This is a genomic window from Calditrichota bacterium, from assembly GCA_013152715.1.
Classification (GTDB): domain Bacteria; phylum Zhuqueibacterota; class Zhuqueibacteria; order Thermofontimicrobiales; family Thermofontimicrobiaceae; genus 4484-87.
The window spans coordinates 1-18,102 of the sequence record JAADFU010000023.1; the positions used below are offsets into that span (position 1 = coordinate 1).

Here is an 18,102-nt window from a genome sequence, read left to right on the forward strand (position 1 = left end):
AATACGATGAAAAATTAGCCGAAAAAATCACCTTTTTGCAATTTGTGCGTTGGGGATACCAGGAATATGTGGATATTTTCCGCGCAGCCTGGCAATTAAATCATCGTTTGCCGGCAGACAGCAGAAAGTTCAGGATACTCGGGTTGAATGACTCTCCCGATTGGAGCGTGATCAAAACGCAAGAAGATCGTGACAAAGACGAAATTAAGAAAAAAGTGTGGCGCGGAGGCGGAGAACATTTATGGGCGCAGCAAATTTTGCAAGAAGTGATTGCAAAAGGGGAAAAAGCGCTTGTGTACAGCGGCATTCACCATGCGTTCACGGAATACTACCAGCCTATTTACGATGTCAAAAATCAAAAATTTATTCGGTTCGAAACCAGGCGCATGGGCAATTTCGTTTACGACAAAATTGGCAAAAGGGCGATCACAATCTTTCTCCACTCTCCCTGGGTATCCCAAGACGGGTATGACAAAAAAGCAGTTTATCCGGTCGATGGGATTATTGATGTTGTGATGCGCGAAATTCCTCCTGCCCACCGGCGAGTGGGATTTGACGTAACAAACTCTCCGTTTGGCGAACTTCCATCGGCAACAAGTTTCTATAAATACGGGTATGACAATTTTAAACTGAAGATGTTTTGCGACGGCTATATTTACCAGAAACCGTTTTCCGAATACGAAGGAGTGACGCCGATTAAAAATTTTGTGAACCAGGAAAATTTAGCATACGCCAGACTGCAATCCCCCAATCCGGCTTTTCGCGACGCGACGGTAAAGGATTTTTACGACGCTGCGGTTAGCGAGACGAATATGAAAAAAATACTGAACCATTTGTATTAGCTCGACTGTGTCTGGCTGTGTCTTCGACAGAAATTCCGCCGCATCCTGGGATTTCAGTGTCTCGCTGGTCACAAAATCAGACATGATCTGGCAGGAGCCCAGACGCGTTTATTCTGATTCTCGAATAGCATGTAAGTCAGGCAATTTCCTCTTTTTATATTTTTTACTTGACAATTTCTATTTTTTTTAATATACTATTATGGTTTTACTAACGATTTGCAAGAGCGCTCACTGACGCTCTGTTATCCTCTCGCACCCTTCTTATTTGACCTGATTCGCGCAATTGTGCGCGCTAAACGCAATCGTTGCTGAACTGATCAAATCATGCAGATGACCCCCTCCTAAAAAACACTTCGGTCGTTTTGCCCAAAAAAAGAGGTTGATGTACTAATAAATCAAGCGACGAGTTCGCTCTAAAAAACGCTAAATGACTTTGCACTGATTTTCATGGGCATATCTGTGGATTGGCTGACAGACATTACCCTATTTATTTTTAATAATGTCTATTTCATTTGATTCACATAAAAATCAAATTACTAAAAGAAAGGAACACAAAATGAGGAAGCAAAAACATTTTTCCTGGTTCTCCTTGGTGGTGATTTTGATAATGATTCACATGCTGGGATTTGCTTCATCCGGACGATGCCAACTTTCAGTTGTTTCTATGTCCCCCGCTGATGGCGAAACAAAAGTCGATAGCGTCGTGACTTTTGAAATTAGCTTTAGCGCCGCTCTCGATACCTCCGCCCGTTTCCCCATGCCCGGAGATTTCTTTCTCGATCTATTAATTCCCGAAGACAGCCTGCTGTCTCCGCCGGATAGCGTCAGTCTCAGCGCCGACTTGAAAACTGTCCGGCTCCATAATATTAGATTATTTCCTGATACGAGATATTTTTTTGGCGTATTAGCGGCAAAAAGTCAGGCTGGCGATTCGCTGGATCAGCCGGCGGTGGTCACCTTTACTACCGGCGCAACACTTCCCACCGGCTCTGTTTCCGGCACGGTAACTTTTCCTAACGGCAAGTTACAAGGCGCGTTGGTCGCGCTGTTTCCGGATTTATTTGAAGGCGCGCCGCTGTCGGGCGCAGTTGTCGATCCGTCCACCGGCGCGTACACGATTTCTTACGTGGAGCCGGGAACGTATTTCCCGATCACCGTCAAGGATGTCTCCGGCGACGGCGAAGCCGACATGTTCAATCAAGGCGATCCGATGGGAATTTACGATCCGAATGGTGACACAATCCCGGACAGTATTTCCGTTGCGGAAGGCCAGCTAATATCCGGAATTGATATGGAGCTGCGCCTCCCAGAAACTACGACCGCTCGACAAAATATTGAACTGGCTGAAACCTTTGCGACCACAATGTTTCCCGATGCGTTTTTAGCCGCAGTTGGCGCCCAGGGCTTTCAGACCGATGGCAGTGCGATTCTCTGGATGTATTTTTATATGTCGCCTTCCGAGCAAAAAGGAATTAGTTTCATTGCCACAAGCGTTATCTCTGTCTGGGGAGTCGAGGAAGACTTGCCTCCGGATGCGGTTGCTTTACCCGATGGCTGGATTGACAGCGATGTTGCGGCAGATACAGCAAACGCTCATGGCGGACTTGATTTTGTTAATAGTCATGCTGTAACTGAAATTATGGCGCAATTATTCTGGATCGATTTGGGCAAAACCGGTGCTTTGAGTGAAGATGCGCCAATCCGGACAAAAAAAATATTCGGACAAAAACTTACATTTCCCAGACAGAATTCGATTAGCGCTGAGGCAAGGGCAGTCTGGCTGATCGATTATTGGGATCAAGGCACAGACGACGACCTTGTCATTTTGATCGACGCGCTTTCGGGCGAGTTTATTCCCATAAATCCTCCGACAGGTCCCCCGACTACGGCGAGATTCAATTTGGACGCTGCCAAGCAAGCAGCGCAAAACTGGGCTTCGGATGCGCAATTAGGAATGGTCGGTCAACATCAGGGTGATTTAACGCCTGACGGAAAAACGGAAACGTGGTTCTTTTATTACTTCTCAACCAGTTTAGATTCGGGGAAATTATTTTTCCTTTCAAATGGGCAGTTAATCGCAGAACGCGATCCTGACTGGCCACTACCGACAAGTAAGGCTCTCCCGAAAAATTGGATCGACAGTGATGCGGCAACGGCAGTTGCGGAAACAAATGGCGGGAGCGATTACAGAAATTCCAATAGCGACGTCTGGGTGACAGCAGGCGTGTCGAGAGGCTTTTATCCCCAGTTGCCCGATTCCGCCGCGTGGTGGATAGATTATTCTTCTTCCACTTCGGATCCCCTGTCGATTCTCATCGACGCAGTGACAGGCGAATTGATTAAACCTGATACTACAACTACTGAATTTACAGCACGTTACAGATTACAAGATGCGAATCAGGAAGCGCAAAACTGGGCTTCTGACGCTGTTTTAATTCATGTCGGTCCCGGGTCGCCATTGCCACCGGATGGCAAAAGCTCGATTTGGGCATATTCATATTATTCTCCGTCCCAAAACACAGGCCGAATTTTTTATGCCATGGTTGCCGGACCCATTTCAAGTGAAAATTTAAGCGCCCGACTGCCATCGAATGAAGCGCTGCCGGAAAACTGGATCGACAGCGACGTCGCCACGGCGGCAGCAGAAGCCAATGGCGGCAGTGCTTATCGCTCCCGAAATCCTAACGCAATAATGGTGGGAAATACTTCAAAAAATATGCTGGAATATTACGGCAGACCCTCAAAAGCGGTTTGGAGATTTGTTTACGGTTCTTACAGCGAAACAACCATGTTCATTTTTATCGATGCTGTTTCAGGCGCCCATCTCTCCACTAAAACAGACGTAGCAACTGATGCTCGCTTTAATCTTGAAGCGGCAAATTTCTGTGCTCAGGGATTTGCGCCAGACGCAGAATTAACATTCGTGATGAACAATACTGGCTCGTTAGATGAACAAGGCAGATCGTCGGATAGCTGGCTGTTTAGCTATTACTCTTCCAACAAAGATGATTTTATCAGCTATCAGATTATTGCGGGTCAGGTAGTTTTTGTTTATCCGTTCAACGGTAGCCCGTTTGCCTCCCAAGATGCTTTACCAACTAATTGGATGAACAGCAGTCAGGCCGTGTCTATTGCCGATGCTCATGGAGGCAGCGCTTATCGTGGCGAAAATGTACCTGTGCAAGGATTTTTGACAAAGAATTTTCAAAGCGAAAGTTACGACGTCCCTGCAGGGACCGCAGTCTGGCTAATTCAGTATCTTGATACGGATTTTTCCGTGTTGATAGATGCCGTCACCGGAGAAGTAATTTTACCTAGCGCCGTTACTTCAAAAAATGAACAAAAGATCGTTCCCGAAGATTATTCATTGAGTCAAAATTATCCCAATCCCTTCAATCCGGAAACAACCATCGAATACGGAATTCCCCGGGCTTCGAATGTTGAAATTACTATCTTTAATGTGCAGGGAGAAAAAATTGCCAATGTAATGCGAAACTTTCAGCAGCCGGGTTATCACAAAATTCGTTGGGACGGCAGAAACGAAAGTGGGAAACCAGTTGCCAGCGGCATTTATCTGTTTCAATTGAAAGCGAATGATTTCACAGCGGTGAAGAAAATGCTGCTTTTGCGATGAAGCTATTTTTCAAATGATTTTTTTGCAAGCGTTTGTTTGCCAGGCGATTAGTAGCTTTTAAATCAGAAATTTATAGTTTCGAGTTTCGGGTTTGTAGTTTCGAGAATCAATTTTTAAAAGAATGTTTTCGGGAAATACAAATATAAATTAACTAATTTAAGTTTAATTTTAAAATAACTGAACTATCTTGTATTATTTTGCACTAAAACGTAATTTTATTTAAACGATCGCACTTCCATTCAACAGTTCGTAACTCGAAACGCAAAACTCGAAACTCTTGTCAGAAATATTCAGTTGCGATAATGTCAATACGGTAAGCTCGGAATCGAAAGTGCCAAAAAATCTCGAGCGTAATTTTCTAATTTTCCGTATTTTTGCTTGACAATGGCGGTTTTTTTTGATATAATATTCTATCTTAATTTTTACGCCACAAAACGCGCGGAAGAAGAGATAAATATTGCCAGATTGGCTTTAAAAACTTTTTAGTTAGAAAGTTTACATGACAAGTCGTCAACGATTCCATGAAACAATGCACTTTGGCACACCTGATCGCGTACCTTACCTTGAAGAAGGTATTCGCAAAGATGTTATTGAATCCTGGTATCGGCAAGGCTTGTCCCGAAAAACAGATATTTCTGATTTATTTAAAATTGACCATTCGCATGAAGTTGAATTGGATTGTGATCTGCTTTCAACTTTACCTAACCGGCCTACTTCGCTTGAAGAACTATCCCAATTAAGAAATCACCTTAATTCGGAAAAATTATCTCGATTTTGGAGAAAACAGCAAAAAAAGATACGCCTGTGGCAAAAGAAAGATCATATCATATTTATTAGAGTGCATCGGGGCTTTTTCTTGTCAATGGGAGTACATAACTGGGGAGGATTCACAGAAATCATATCATTGCTGCTTGATGATCCGGGATTCGTGCGGGAAGCGATGCTAATTCAAGGTGAGTTTACAGCGAAATTATTGGATGAAGTTTTACAGGATATTGAGATTGATGCAGTTATATTTAGTGAACCAATCGCCGGAAACGAAGGTCCGCTAATTTCACCAACGATGTATGAGGAGTTTATTCTAAAAAGTTACCACCCAATATTAGATATTGCCAATAAACATGGGATCGACACTATAATATTAAGGACTTATGCAAATATTCGAAAATTAATCCCCAATATTTTGAAAAATGGATTCAATTGTTTATGGGCTTGTGAGACAAATAGCATCGCCATGGATTATCGAGATTTACGCAAAGAATTCGGTCATGATTTGCGCCTTATTGGTGGTATCGATGTCGACGCATTACGATATGATAAAGCCACTATCCGTCAAGAAATAGAAGAAAAAGTACCTGAACTCATTGCCAGTGGCGGTTTTGTTCCGATAGCAAATGGTCGTATTCGCAAAGATATCTCTTTCGAGAATTACGTTTATTATCGAAGTTTATTAGAACAGATAACAAGTAATAAAAATTAAAAAACCGGCGAACTCCTGCAAAGCTGCAAACCCTGGGAGATAGGAATTCGCCGATTTCATATTTTGAAAATAGCAACTACGCAAATTAGTGAATCATCTCAACAGTGACATCTTCCTCACTTGCCTGAAATTACCCGCGCGAATCTCGTAGAAATAAATACCGGAAGAAACCTTCTCCCCGATCTCGTTTTTTCCGTCCCAGGAAATTTGATGACTTCCGGCAGGACTTTCTTTATCCAAAAGCGTGCGAATTTTCTGCCCCAGCGCATTGTAAATGACCAGTTTTACTTTTGCTTGCTGCGGCAAATCAAAAGCAATCGTCGTTGTCGGATTGAAAGGATTGGGATAGTTCTGCTTCAAAGCAAAAACTGTCGGCAGTGGTTTCTTTTTGGCGATAATGCGAATATTTGCCTCGGCACTCATTTCGATAGAATTGTTGAGGCGAAAACTTTCCACGGAAATATTTCCCGATGCGCCCGGTTGTTCCGCTGCTTGAAAAACGAGCTCGATGGCTTGGTCTTCCCCATTCAGTTCGACCGGTGAAAAACCCGTGAGGCGCAATACCCCTTTTCCGTTGTCATTTTTGAAAAGCTGTAATTGATCCGATTGAATTTTGGAATTGACTGCTTTGAGCTGAAATAATTTGTTGTCAAAATGAATCACTGCGTCAAATGAGAATACTTCCTCGATTCCGGCCAATTTCAACGGCACAATAAATTCTTCTCCCGCTGCAACTTTCATGTCTTCCAGATAGGGATAAATTTCTTTTGAGTTGTTCACTTTTGCCATGAAATAGCCAGGCTCCCAATTTCCGTCCACGTCGCCGATGAGAACGGCAGTGAAATTTTGATCGGCAAAATTGCCACTGAGCTGCTGGAAATTTCTGCTCGAGGGCTTGAAAACCCAGTCACTCACATGAGAGCCTCCCCCAATAGGAATGCCTACGGCAAACTGCGCAATCAGAGAAGCGTCGTAGAGCTGCACTTGGCCGTTTTCGTCCACATCGGCTGCCAGCAGTTCTTCTTCAGTGGGATTGGCGTAAATCCCCATGGCAATGCGAGCCGCGAGCGAAGCGTCAAATCCTAAAATCGCTGTTTCGTCAAGCTGACCCGATTTGGAAACGGTTACTGTGTAATCAAGGCCGCCGGGGAGCGAAGAAAATGCAAACGTGCCCGCGCCCGTTGTCTTTTGTGACAAAGTCGTCCCGCCGGATAATGCAACCTGAGCGTCTGCAATGGGCAAACTGCCATTTTGGTAGTAAACGCCACCGGAAATTGAGTAAAATTGCTGCTGATTTTGCACTCCCTGCCAAATTAGCGCCGGGTCGCCGTAAAGATTGAAATCGAATAAATTTTGCCAGCAAACCCAGCCCCATGACTGGAACATAAAATGATTGGCGTAATAAACTTTTGAATCGAAAAGAGCATCGCCGACTTTGTCATTTTGATCAATCAAATAGTGGAAAAAGAAGTAATCAATCGACGCATTCCCGCCATGATTTTGATGCTGCCAGCCAACGGTGTACCACGACAAGCGACTGGAAGCAACAATTCCGGCAGAGCCGCGTCTGATCATTGTTCTGCCGAGACTGGTTCTTTCCGGATATCCGTTGTCGCACGAATTAGCAAAAATGATCGCCGGATACGAATCATTCAAAGAATTGCAATCCGAAGTCGTGATTATCGCGCTCCAGTTAAACTCGCCGGCGCTGGATTCGGGAACATTGTCTCCGTCGTCAGACGCCCAATATTTGCGATAAGCGCCACCGGAACTGCCATGAGCCCACCAGTTAACAATGCCGTAGTGCCCGGAACTCCATTCATTGATCGCGTGATTGTGCGTCAGACCCTGATCTGAGGGAAAACTGCTGGAATCTATTCCGGCGCGCTCGTACATTGTTGTGGCGTTTCCGCCTGCGTTCTCCAGCAAAGTTTTGTGGATTTCCATCAGTGCTGCCCCATCGGTTTTGGACCAGCCTTTGCCGTCTTCATTGGCGTAATTGCTCATCGCGCCCAACAAAAGTCCGTTCTTTTTCCAGACACCTTGCTCGCCTTCAAAGGCGATTAATTTTTCACAAATATTTTCTACTGTGCCGGCATCGCTCCAGGGAATGCGCCCGACAATCACTTCCGGCACCCAGTCCGGATTGTCTTCTCCGTACTCGCCAAATTTGCCGTCATTATCCGCATCCCAGTCACCGGTTAAATCAGCGTAGTAGTAGTCAGTCGGCGTATTTTCGCTCGTGGAATTTGCTTTCGGCGAGCAGATACGCATGGGGACGTCGTTGACATCCCCAACCAAAAGCACGTATTCAAGGCCCCAGTCACTATATTTTTCAATTAAAAAATTTCTGATTTTCTCTGCCAGGTCACTGCCGTTGTAATTGTCAAAAATCCATTCTATTGAAACAATAGCCACAGAATAGCCCAGACTCTGCTTCCAATTGACAAAAGAAGCCAAAGTATTCTCCAGTGCCGCCGTTGTTATTATTACATAATTCGCTGAACTACCGTCGGGGAGAGGATACTTTTTGGACGCAAACTGGCGACGCAATTTTTCGAATGACAGAATTTTGCCACCTTGCTTATTTGGGATCTCTTTTGCAAGGGTCGGCGCCGAGGTCGTTGATTTTCTGTAATTGACGATGATTTGTGCACGAGGAAAATATTTTAACTTTTTTTGAATCGGATTGAAAGCGAATGGCACAAATATCACTCGCACAAACCTCACATTTCGATAACTACCTTCTCCGACCATCCAGGCGGGTTTTTCAGGAAAAAAAGAATCTATTTCAAAAATGGATTTATTTTTTTTATAAATTGATTTTGCTTCGTCAATCAAGGCTTGTCTTTCTACCATGGGCAAAGTCAATGGCGCTGACCGAATTTGAAACTCACCATTGATTTCAAACTCTCCCTCCGGAACGACTTCCACCGACAAAATGTCGGCATTTTCAGGCAACTCGATCATAAAAGTCTTCGCAGGAAGCATCGGCTCGCCCGGTGTGAGTAGATTGCCAAAAGCTTCCATTCTGATTTCATGAAAGCCATCACCTAATTTAATTATGTGAAACGAATTTGACTTAATCTCTGTAATAAATTGCTCACTCTTCGCATTTGTTGTCAAACACGCAAGCCAAATTATCAATAAAAATACCCACCGACTACGCTTCCCGCCACGCATGGCACCCGTCCTTTCTATTCATCCTTGTTGTGCACAATTTCAAAATGCAATTGCCATTTTCGCTAAACAGAATTCAATTTACAATCCTTCATATCGCTTTATTGGCAATTCGACAGAAAAACAAAGATTTAGACTCAATTTTGTTAACATTTTGTTATGGCTTAATTTTCGATTTTCATTAAAGTTTTACAATTTGACAATGGAAATATTTTTTGTAGAAATGACAGATTGCGAAATTGAGGAATAAAGTTGCAAAAGCCATTCGCTATTATTTAGTCAAATACTATACCAGAATTAAAAAATATTTTTTTTGAAGAAAATTTGAGGTAAAAACACTTGGCAAGAAGTTACTGATTCAACCAGCAACGGGAAAAGTGATTTGGCGAGATTTCCACTAATCGGGGTTCTTTTTCCTGACAAATGGGTCGGGCTTGTGAGCAGCGAGGGTGAAATTTGCAGCCTTGCGGCAAATCGATCAAATTGGGAACTGTGCCGGGAATTGCAGATAATTTGGATTTTCGCTCTTTTGCAGCGTTTAATTTCGGAACCGAATTGAGCAATCCGCGCGTGTACGGATGAGCCGGATTTTGAAATAGTTCTTTCACTCCGGCGCGCTCCACGATCCTGCCGGCGTACATCACAATCACGCGTTCCGCAGTCTCTGCGATCACGCCCAAATCGTGAGTGATCAAAATCATAGCTGTTCCGAATCTCTTCCTCATGTCCAGCATCAACTCCAAAATCTGCGCCTGAATGGTCACGTCCAGCGCCGTAGTGGGCTCGTCAGCGATAAGCAGACTCGGGTGACAGGAAAGTGCCATGGCGATCATCACGCGCTGTTTCATGCCGCCGCTCATTTCGTGGGGATATTCCCGAACACGTTTTTCTGCGTTGGGAATGCCAACTAAACGCAGCATTTCGATACTTTTTTTGAGGGACTCTTTTGGGGAAAGATGCTGATGCAGACTAATCGCTTCAGCGATTTGGTCGCCGACGGTAAACACGGGATTTAAGGAAGTCATTGGCTCCTGAAACACCATGGAAATTTCATTGCCGCGAATTTTACGCATTTCTTTTTGCGGCAATTTGAGCAGATCGACTCCGCGGAAGAAAATTTCTCCGCAGACGATTCTGCCCGGCGGGCTTGGAATTAATCGCAGCAACGACAAAGCCATCACGCTCTTGCCGCAGCCGGATTCGCCGACAACGCCGACGATTTCTTTTTCTGCCACACAATAACTGATGTCGTCAACGGCTTTAACTGTTCCTTCGTAACTGTCAAAAAACGCGCGCAAATGACGTATTTCAAGCAGGCGGCTTTTCTCGATTTTATTCATCGCGCACATGCATAATTTTGTTGGAAAACACCTGCTGGCCGACTTTTAGCTGGATGAGATAGACACCCGTGCTCACGGCATGATTTCTGTCATCCGTGCCGTTCCAGGGAAAAAGGTAATTTCCCGCCGGCAATTTGCTCGACACAATAGTTTTCACACTCTGTCCCAAAACATTAAATACCGCGAGATCAACCAACACCGGCTTTGAGAGCGAAAAATGAATTTGCGTCACATCGTGAAATGGATTCGGGTAATTTGGCAAAAGTTGATACTTTTCAGGCGCAACCGCTACCTGGTTTGGTTTCACTAAAAGCAGAATTTGCTCGTCAACCATGACGTCGTCAATCGTCCAGCCGCCGCTGGCGCCGGAATTGTTAGATTGCAGGCAAAATTGAATCACAACGCTGTCCAAATCCGCAGCGACAGAGGAAATATCAACGAGCTGAAAATTCCAATTCCGATCTTTGATTTCATTGCGATAATTTGTCCAGACAATTTGACCATTTACAGTAATGTAAGCTTCGTCACCGCTATTGATTCTGAGCCAACGATAAAATTGCAAATAAACATTTTGCCAGCCACGGCAATTGAGCGGTCGCATTTGCAAATAGTTGTGCTGATTATTCTGGTAAGCGCCGTTCCAACTCCCGGAGCCCAAATCGTTTCCCCAGACAAATTGCGGCGAATGAGCAAATCCGGGATCGCCGCTTTCGCCGCCGGGAATTCCGTACTGCCAGTCGTCGTGTGAATTCGGCGAGTCGCCAAAAGTGTGGTGCGTCCACTGATCGCGGCCTTCTTTTTCCATATCGTCAAAAAAGCCCTGTACACGTAGGGCAAAAGAAAGCGTCCACTGATTTCCTGCCAGATCGCGAAGTTGCAGCTCAAGCGGAATTTTCTGCCCGGGTAAAGCCTGGTCAGAGACCGATACCGTTATCGGCGATGTAGCGAATTTTTCTTCCCCGGCGGCTACTGTACCAAACGAAAGATCATTTTCGATCAACGTCAAATCCTGGGACTCACTCGTCAAAGTCCCCAGAACTTGTTCTGAAGCAAGGGATCCAATATTTTCTATTTTCAAATTCAATTGAGCTATTTCTCCGCGGTTGAGAATGCCGTTGGGAAAAATAGAACCTTCCCCGCTGTCGTAAGTCATGCTATTTTTCAATGCCAAATCAGCGCCTTTTTCAAGAAATACCTCGAGAACGCGTATGGTATCATTGGCGGCAATAGTAATTGGTTTCACAAATTTTGTGTAACCAGGAACGTGCGTCTCGAAAGTAAAATTTCCTTGAGGCAAAAAACGAATGAATCTACCAGTGAGCGAATCGCTGACGCGAGGAACTAACTGTTCCGCGTCGAATATTTCGTCTATTTTGAACGTCGCCGAGAGCGGCAAGCCCGTCGCAGCAGCGACGATTTTTCCGGTAATGCCTGCTCGCTCGGGCCGGCGAAGCATGACGCGGAACGCCGGCAAAACAACCTCATTTTCATGCTCCGAAGGCGGCGCGGATTGGCTGGTCATGAGTTCGATGGTAAAAGAGAGCATGCCGTACTGCGAATACATCCAATCGTTGTGTTCGCCGCCATGCCAGTACCACGTCCCTGACCGGCGAAAATCGTACTGAATACTGGGATCAACAACATTGATGGAATCAACTAATTCCCTGGCAGTTTCCTGAAACAAAGCATCGTCCGGCGCAACAGGAGTTGATCTGTAAGCCCAGGGATACAAAATTACTCTGCCGGAAGTGTGAAACGCCAGCGAGCCGTAAGGTTTGATGCGCAGGGCAAGGTCTCGAATGGCCTGAGTTTCCGGCTCGGAAAAAGGCGCCGACCCGTAACGCGAAGCAGTAAATCCCCACCAATAGCCGAAATTGCGATTCAAATCCACGTTATTGGCATTATAGCGGCGCTGCGCTTCGTGACCGTCCGGATTTACCAGCGGAACGACCCAGATTTCTCTGTTTTCCACCCAATGGGTGACTTCAGGATTGACGCCGTAATTTTCTACCATGTATTGAATAAAATAAAGACAAACTTCCAGCGCATGATTTTCGTTTCCGTGGATGCAGCCTTCGATGAGCAAACAGGGTTCGTCTTCATCTGCGTCGGGATTGTCGGAGATTTTCAGCGCCCACAGGCCGCGATTTTGCACGGAAGCACCCAATGAATCCAGTCGCGTAATGGCAGGATAGTCGCGCGCGATTTGGTGAAGAAATTCTCTGGTTTCAGCGTAATTGTGAAATCCATCCAACGCTGCGCCTTCTGATTCCTGTGGTTGCAGCGAGCTGATTTTTTCAACGGACAATCCTTTTTCTTGCATCAGTTTTGCTTCAGCGTCCGAACAGATCAAATCCACCCAGCGGCCGAAATTTGTACCTGCCACTGCAAAATTGAACTGACGCAATGTCTCGATTTGTTGCACATCCGTAACGCAAACACGGTAAATTTGTAACTCGCGGGATTGACCGAACAAAGAAAAAGCAGCACAAAAGTGAATGACAACGAAGACAAGTAACCGGAACCTCATTCATTTTCTCCTTTTGGTGATAGACTAATAATAACATGAAAAATCCAAAAAATCAAATGTTTTTTTGCCAATTTGAAAATTTTTTCCTCACGAAAGCAAGCATTTCACCTTTCTGAAAAATTAGCGGAAAAAAAATAAGTGTGCGGGGGTAGAAATCATTCAAAACTGCATTCCTTTCTTTTCAAATTGAAATTCATAATTGAGAGATTTCTCTGCATTTCCGCTAATTTTAACGGATAAAAATTCATTTTGGGTCATTTTTTTAAAAGAAATTAATAATTTAATCTCTTGATTATTATCAGGTTAAACGTTACGCGTGAAAATTTTGAAAAATATTCAATTTTGAAATTGCTTCGGGCATAAAAATTGTAAAGTAACAATCGGCACTGATACATTCGAAAAAAACTAACGCACACCAACGGGACACAAGCGCTCATCAAATGTAGGAAAAATATGTCGACGAAAAAACCGATTTTAGTGATCGACGACGATGAAATGATATTGGAATTGATGCAAGATGTACTCAGGCATCAAAATTTAGAGGCTATTGTTGCGGACAATGGACTGGAAGGAATCAGAAAATTCAGTGAGTACGAGCCTGATATCGTTTTTCTTGATTTCAAAATGCCACACATGGACGGCATTGAAACAATGGAAAACATTATTAAAATTGACCCGGCCGCTTATGTGATCATTTTTACCAGCCATGCTGATGTGGACACAGCAGTCGAAGCGATGAAAAAAGGCGCGTATGACTACATTATTAAGCCAGTTGACCTGAAAAAAATTTCTTTAATCGTCGACCGCATAAAAAGATCAAAAACGCTGCATGAAGAAAAGACCGTCTTGCAGAATCGATTGGATCAGCTTTTCGGCAAAAGCAATTTCATCGGCGTCAGCACGCAAATTCAACAAATCGCAGAGCAAATCGACCAGGTCTCCGGAACAGACTCCACCGTGCTGATCACCGGAGAGAGCGGAACAGGGAAAGAGCTTGTCGCCAATGCTTTGCACTATTCGAGCAAAAGAAAGACCAAAAAATTCGTAAAAGTAAATTGCGCGGCGCTGGCGGAAACTGTGATTGAAAGCGAACTTTTTGGTCATGAAAAGGGCGCGTTCACTTCTGCCATCACCAGACGTATCGGCAGGTTTGAACTGGCAAACGAAGGCACGATTTTTCTCGATGAGATTGGCGAAATTCCCCTGTCCACACAAGTAAAACTACTACGCGTGCTGGAGAACCACGAGTTCGAGCGCCTGGGCGGAAACGATACGATCAAGGTAGACATTCGCGTTATCGCCGCGACCAATAGAAATCTGGAAAAACTAGTTGACCAGGGGAAATTTCGCGAAGATCTATTTTATCGCCTCAACGTGATCAACATTCATCTGCCGCCGCTGCGCGAACGCAAAAAAGACATCCCGGTTCTCGCCGATCATTTCCTGAAGAAATTTGCCACGGAAATGAACAAACCGCTGCAAAAATTTTCCCGCCGCGCACTGCAAATTCTGGAATCGTACGCCTGGCCAGGAAACGTGCGCGAATTGGTGAATACCATCGAGCGTTCTGTGGTTTTCTGCAAAGGTAAAATTCTCACCGAAAAAGACCTGCCCTACAATTTCGGCAGCAACGGGAAAAGCGGCAAAATCTCGCTGCAACTTTCTTCCTATTCCCTGACCGATGCGGAAAAAATTCTTATCCAAAAAACGCTGCAAGAAACAAAAGGAAACTTGAAACGCGCCGCGGAATTGCTAAAAATCAGCCGCGGAACGTTGTACAGTAAATTGGAAAAACTCAATATTCCCAGACCGTGATTAATTCCCTTTCATCAATTTCTGATTTGTTTTTTATAAAGCAAGGCGACGCCGTAGGAATTTTTCCCTGAATAATTGTTATGCCGTTGCTCAAACGTAATTTTCTCAGCGAAGCAGGAGATGGCAGATAAAAAATATTGCTTTCTTATTTGCCGTTTCATGCCTCATTTTTTACCTGTACCTATTTCTTGCTTGACTTTTTGAAAAATTTGATTATATTAAATAAGGTACTTCTACCCGGAAGCTGTTTTCAGAAAAATTAAACAAAATTGATATTCAGGACAAAAGTGAGGAAAACTCATGGCTGAAAAAGCAAACGATGTCATTGTCGCCTATTGCGGTCTTGTCTGCAGCAACTGCGGAATGTACCTGAAGGGAAAATGCGAAGGTTGCCACAGTGCCAAACCAATGAATCACAATTGCAAAATGAAAGCGTGCGCCATGGAACGGGAATACGGGACCTGCGCCGAATGCACAGAATTTGAAAATTTGAAGGATTGTCGGAAACTGAATAATCTTGTTTCTAAATTCTTTGGTTTCATTTTTCGCACTGACCGCATTGGAAATCTGAATCGGATTCGGGAAATCGGACTCGATACATTTAAAGAAGAAAAACGGATCGCCGGGAGCGCCTGATTCTGATTGGGACGTGTTCTGCGAAGGAACGAAAAGCCAAAGAAATTTCCCGACAGACAGCGCAAGAATCAAACGGCTCAAAAAGCACCCTTTCTTCAGACTGATCATTGGAAATTACAGGGTTCTATTTGATGTCAGTCGGAACAAGAAAGATATGGCTTCAGAAAAAGTCGGGAAGCGTCATGCACAGTAAAACTTTTCTGGACATTCCTGATTTGCTGTAAGCTGACCGAGAAAAAGCTTTTTCAGGCGATGTTGGCGGTGGGTTTGCTCTTTGGCGTTGTTCGCCGACGCTCTCTTATTCCATTCAGAAACAATTTTTACTTTTCTATATTTTTTTCTTGACAATATCCATATTATTTGGTATAATACTCTAACTCAACTTTCGGATCGCAAACGCCACATACGACTACCCAAACAACTCGCACTAAACCTAAATTCCTCTCACACATCAGCCCTTCCGTGCGAGCGAAATACTATAGCAAGCGGAACAGGCAGGCGCTTATTTTTCGTTGAGTTGCGTAAAAAGAATTCTTTTTTGGGGCGCAATGTAGAGCAAAGAGACTCCCTGTGTTTAAAGTATAAAACAGTTCACAATCCCAAAAAATGAGAGGTGTGCTATGAAAGTTAAGGCGACTGTTTTTTCGCTACTGGCATTATTTATGATGCTGGCATCTTTTCACTGTCAAAAGAAAGAGGATACTTCTAATTCAACAGAAGAAAATAAAGCCGCGGTCCGCCGCCTTATCGACGAGGCGTGGAACAAAGGAAATTTAGCTGTAATTGATGAGATTCTATCGCCGAATTACATTCTCCACATCGACGCTCCTGGCGCAAATGATCGCGAGGGTTACAAACAGGCAATTAGCATGTACCGTACAGCTATGCCTGATTTTCAATTTACGATTGACGACATGATTGCTGAAGGAAACAAAGTTGTCATTCGCTGCACGATGACTGGCACGCAAAAAGGCGAACTCATGGGGTCTTCTCCTACCGGCAAAAAATTAACGATGACAGCGATCTCCATTCGCTATTTTGAAAACGGAAAAGTTATTGAAGAATGGGTTGAAACGAACATGCTGGGTTTTATGCAACAAATGGGCATCATACCCCCTCCGGAACAGCCGCAACATCAATGAGCGCAATAAAAATATTTAGCAATTTTACAGAAAGGAACGGAGAAATGGCGAGCGAAATTTTGATTGGCTTTTCTTTTATTTGGTTAATTATTTGGTCAATATTTGGCTTAAAAGCAGGTATGGCGCATCCAGAGTGGGTGGAAAAAATGAAAAGCCTTTCGGAAAAAGGAGGACTCGACGAATTCTGGTCAACGTATGATGGTTTTAGAATCCAGATTCCTGCCCATGCCCACGCAAACAATTTTGCGTGTATCACTTTCTTAATCGGTATTGCACTAAAAACCGAAATCATTGGTTATTCATCTCAATTCCAGATGGGGCTGGCTATCGGCTTTATTATAGCTATGATTTTGGCCGCCATTGGTGAACGATTTAGAATTGTTCCGGTTGCCGCCATCGGCAGTATGCTTTTCCTAGCAGGATTAATAGTTAGTTTTGTTGGCATGTTTGTGTAAAATTAAGAATTTATCGGAAATTTACCTGACTGCGGGAATTTATTGTTAATTCTTAAGGAGGATCTCATCATGGAAAAAAGGATATTGGTCTTGGGTGGCACGGGTATGCTGGGGGCGCCTGTTGCAAGAAATTTAAAACAACAAGGATTTCAAGTCCGCATCATGACGCGAAATAAAGAGAAAGCCCAAAAACTCTTTGACGACTCATTTGAAATAGTGACCGGCGATGTGACCGACGCTAACGATACGGAGAAGGCTCTTAATGGCTGTTACGGCGTTCATATAAATTTGCAGCCTTCTATTGAACTATCAGTCGCTGAAAATATTCTAAATGTTGCTTCCCGCTTGGGCTTACAGCGGATCACTTACCTTTCCGGAGCAACTACTTTTATTAAAAATCCAAAAATTCCTCTCGCCAAACAAAAACTAAAAGTGGAAAAATTGATAAAAGAGAGCGGAATCCCTTATACTTTCTTTTGCCCAACTGGTGCAATGGAAAATATTCTCTCGATGATTCGGGGAAATCGAGCAAATGTCATAGGCAAAAAACCAGTATATGTGCATTGGTTTGCTGCTGAAGATTTGGGGCGCATGGTAGCTAAATCATATACCACCGAAAAGGCTGCAAATAAAAAACTATGTATCCATGGCCCGGAAAAATTGTCTTCACGTGAAGCACTGCAGCGGTATTGTTCCGAAATACATCCTGAAATTAAAAATCTCGGTTCAATTCCTTTCTGGCTCGCTAAAATTATCGGCGTGATGGCTAAAAACGAGAGTTTAAAAAACGATGTTCCTGTAATGGTTCATTTTGCAAAAAAGGGTGAACCTGGGGATCCGACAGAAGCCAATAATATCCTCGGTGCGCCAGCAATCACATTAGACGAATGGATCAAACAAAGAAAAGCGAAACTCAGTACCGCGACTGCATAGTTAGCTACTGAAAATGTTGACATATTTACAGCGCCATTCTACCCATATTTAAATGAAAGCGCATTTACACAATGAACAGTATCAGCGACTTGATTAGAAGCACGCAGTAAGCGCG

At 44.0% G+C, this 18,102-nt stretch carries 11 protein-coding genes; 8 read left to right on the forward strand and 3 right to left on the reverse strand.

Translation table 11 applies throughout. The features are described 5' to 3' along the window. From GXO74_02055 to GXO74_02065, 3 genes are all read left to right on the forward strand, one after another. A partial coding sequence (locus GXO74_02055) for a hypothetical protein (GenBank protein ID NOZ60440.1) occupies positions 1 to 842 on the forward strand: 842 nt, incomplete at its 5' end. A gap of 556 nt (positions 843 to 1,398) precedes the next feature. Continuing rightward, a complete protein-coding gene (locus GXO74_02060; GenBank protein ID NOZ60441.1) occupies positions 1,399 to 4,476 on the forward strand; it encodes a T9SS type A sorting domain-containing protein in 3,078 nt (1,025 codons plus the stop codon). Between the two features lie 499 nt (positions 4,477 to 4,975). Then, positions 4,976 to 5,956, forward strand: coding sequence for a hypothetical protein (locus tag GXO74_02065; protein NOZ60442.1), 981 nt, complete (start codon positions 4,976 to 4,978; stop codon positions 5,954 to 5,956). A gap of 93 nt (positions 5,957 to 6,049) precedes the next feature. On the opposite strand, the gene GXO74_02070 is transcribed toward GXO74_02065, so the two are convergent. The 3 genes from GXO74_02070 to GXO74_02080 form a co-directional block, all read right to left on the reverse strand. After that, the gene (locus GXO74_02070; protein ID NOZ60443.1) at positions 6,050 to 8,986 is read right to left on the reverse strand and encodes a T9SS type A sorting domain-containing protein; all 2,937 of its coding nucleotides are present in this window, start codon (positions 8,984 to 8,986) and stop codon (positions 6,050 to 6,052) included. Between the two features lie 500 nt (positions 8,987 to 9,486). Further along, a complete protein-coding gene (locus tag GXO74_02075) occupies positions 9,487 to 10,476 on the reverse strand; it encodes an ABC transporter ATP-binding protein (protein NOZ60444.1) in 990 nt (329 codons plus the stop codon). Next, entirely contained in the window at positions 10,469 to 13,006 is a 2,538-nt protein-coding gene (locus tag GXO74_02080; GenBank protein ID NOZ60445.1) for a DUF2817 domain-containing protein, read from the reverse strand. The genes GXO74_02075 and GXO74_02080 overlap by 8 nt, the downstream gene beginning before the upstream one ends. A 453-nt stretch (positions 13,007 to 13,459) precedes the next feature. On the opposite strand from GXO74_02080, the gene GXO74_02085 reads away from it, so the two are divergent. The 5 genes from GXO74_02085 (at position 13,460) to GXO74_02105 (ending at position 17,987) form a co-directional block, all read left to right on the forward strand. Beyond that, on the forward strand, positions 13,460 to 14,821 hold the full coding sequence (locus GXO74_02085) for a sigma-54-dependent Fis family transcriptional regulator (protein NOZ60446.1): 1,362 nt from the start codon (positions 13,460 to 13,462) through the stop codon (positions 14,819 to 14,821). Between the two features lie 300 nt (positions 14,822 to 15,121). Next, positions 15,122 to 15,457 (forward strand): DUF3795 domain-containing protein, encoded by a 336-nt coding sequence (locus GXO74_02090; GenBank protein ID NOZ60447.1) that lies wholly within the window; start codon positions 15,122 to 15,124, stop codon positions 15,455 to 15,457. Between the two features lie 620 nt (positions 15,458 to 16,077). Beyond that, positions 16,078 to 16,599, forward strand: coding sequence for an ester cyclase (locus GXO74_02095; GenBank protein ID NOZ60448.1), 522 nt, complete (start codon positions 16,078 to 16,080; stop codon positions 16,597 to 16,599). A 44-nt stretch (positions 16,600 to 16,643) separates the two neighbouring features. Beyond that, positions 16,644 to 17,054: a hypothetical protein gene (locus tag GXO74_02100; protein NOZ60449.1), complete on the forward strand. Its 411-nt coding sequence runs from the start codon at positions 16,644 to 16,646 to the stop codon at positions 17,052 to 17,054. Positions 17,055 to 17,123: 69 nt separating this feature from the next. Further along, positions 17,124 to 17,987: an NmrA family NAD(P)-binding protein gene (locus tag GXO74_02105; protein ID NOZ60450.1), complete on the forward strand. Its 864-nt coding sequence runs from the start codon at positions 17,124 to 17,126 to the stop codon at positions 17,985 to 17,987. The last annotated feature ends 115 nt before the right edge of the window (positions 17,988 to 18,102 follow it).

Coding starts and splice junctions, on each gene's coding strand:
- GXO74_02060 (NOZ60441.1), top strand. CDS start 1,399: ATGAGGAAGCAAAAACATTTTTCCTGGTTCTCCTTGGTGGTGATTTTG.
- GXO74_02065 (NOZ60442.1), top strand. CDS start 4,976: ATGACAAGTCGTCAACGATTCCATGAAACAATGCACTTTGGCACACCT.
- GXO74_02070 (NOZ60443.1), bottom strand. CDS start 8,986: ATGGAAGCTTTTGGCAATCTACTCACACCGGGCGAGCCGATGCTTCCT.
- GXO74_02075 (NOZ60444.1), bottom strand. CDS start 10,476: ATGAATAAAATCGAGAAAAGCCGCCTGCTTGAAATACGTCATTTGCGC.
- GXO74_02080 (NOZ60445.1), bottom strand. CDS start 13,006: ATGAGGTTCCGGTTACTTGTCTTCGTTGTCATTCACTTTTGTGCTGCT.
- GXO74_02085 (NOZ60446.1), top strand. CDS start 13,460: ATGTCGACGAAAAAACCGATTTTAGTGATCGACGACGATGAAATGATA.
- GXO74_02090 (NOZ60447.1), top strand. CDS start 15,122: ATGGCTGAAAAAGCAAACGATGTCATTGTCGCCTATTGCGGTCTTGTC.
- GXO74_02095 (NOZ60448.1), top strand. CDS start 16,078: ATGAAAGTTAAGGCGACTGTTTTTTCGCTACTGGCATTATTTATGATG.
- GXO74_02100 (NOZ60449.1), top strand. CDS start 16,644: ATGGCGAGCGAAATTTTGATTGGCTTTTCTTTTATTTGGTTAATTATT.
- GXO74_02105 (NOZ60450.1), top strand. CDS start 17,124: ATGGAAAAAAGGATATTGGTCTTGGGTGGCACGGGTATGCTGGGGGCG.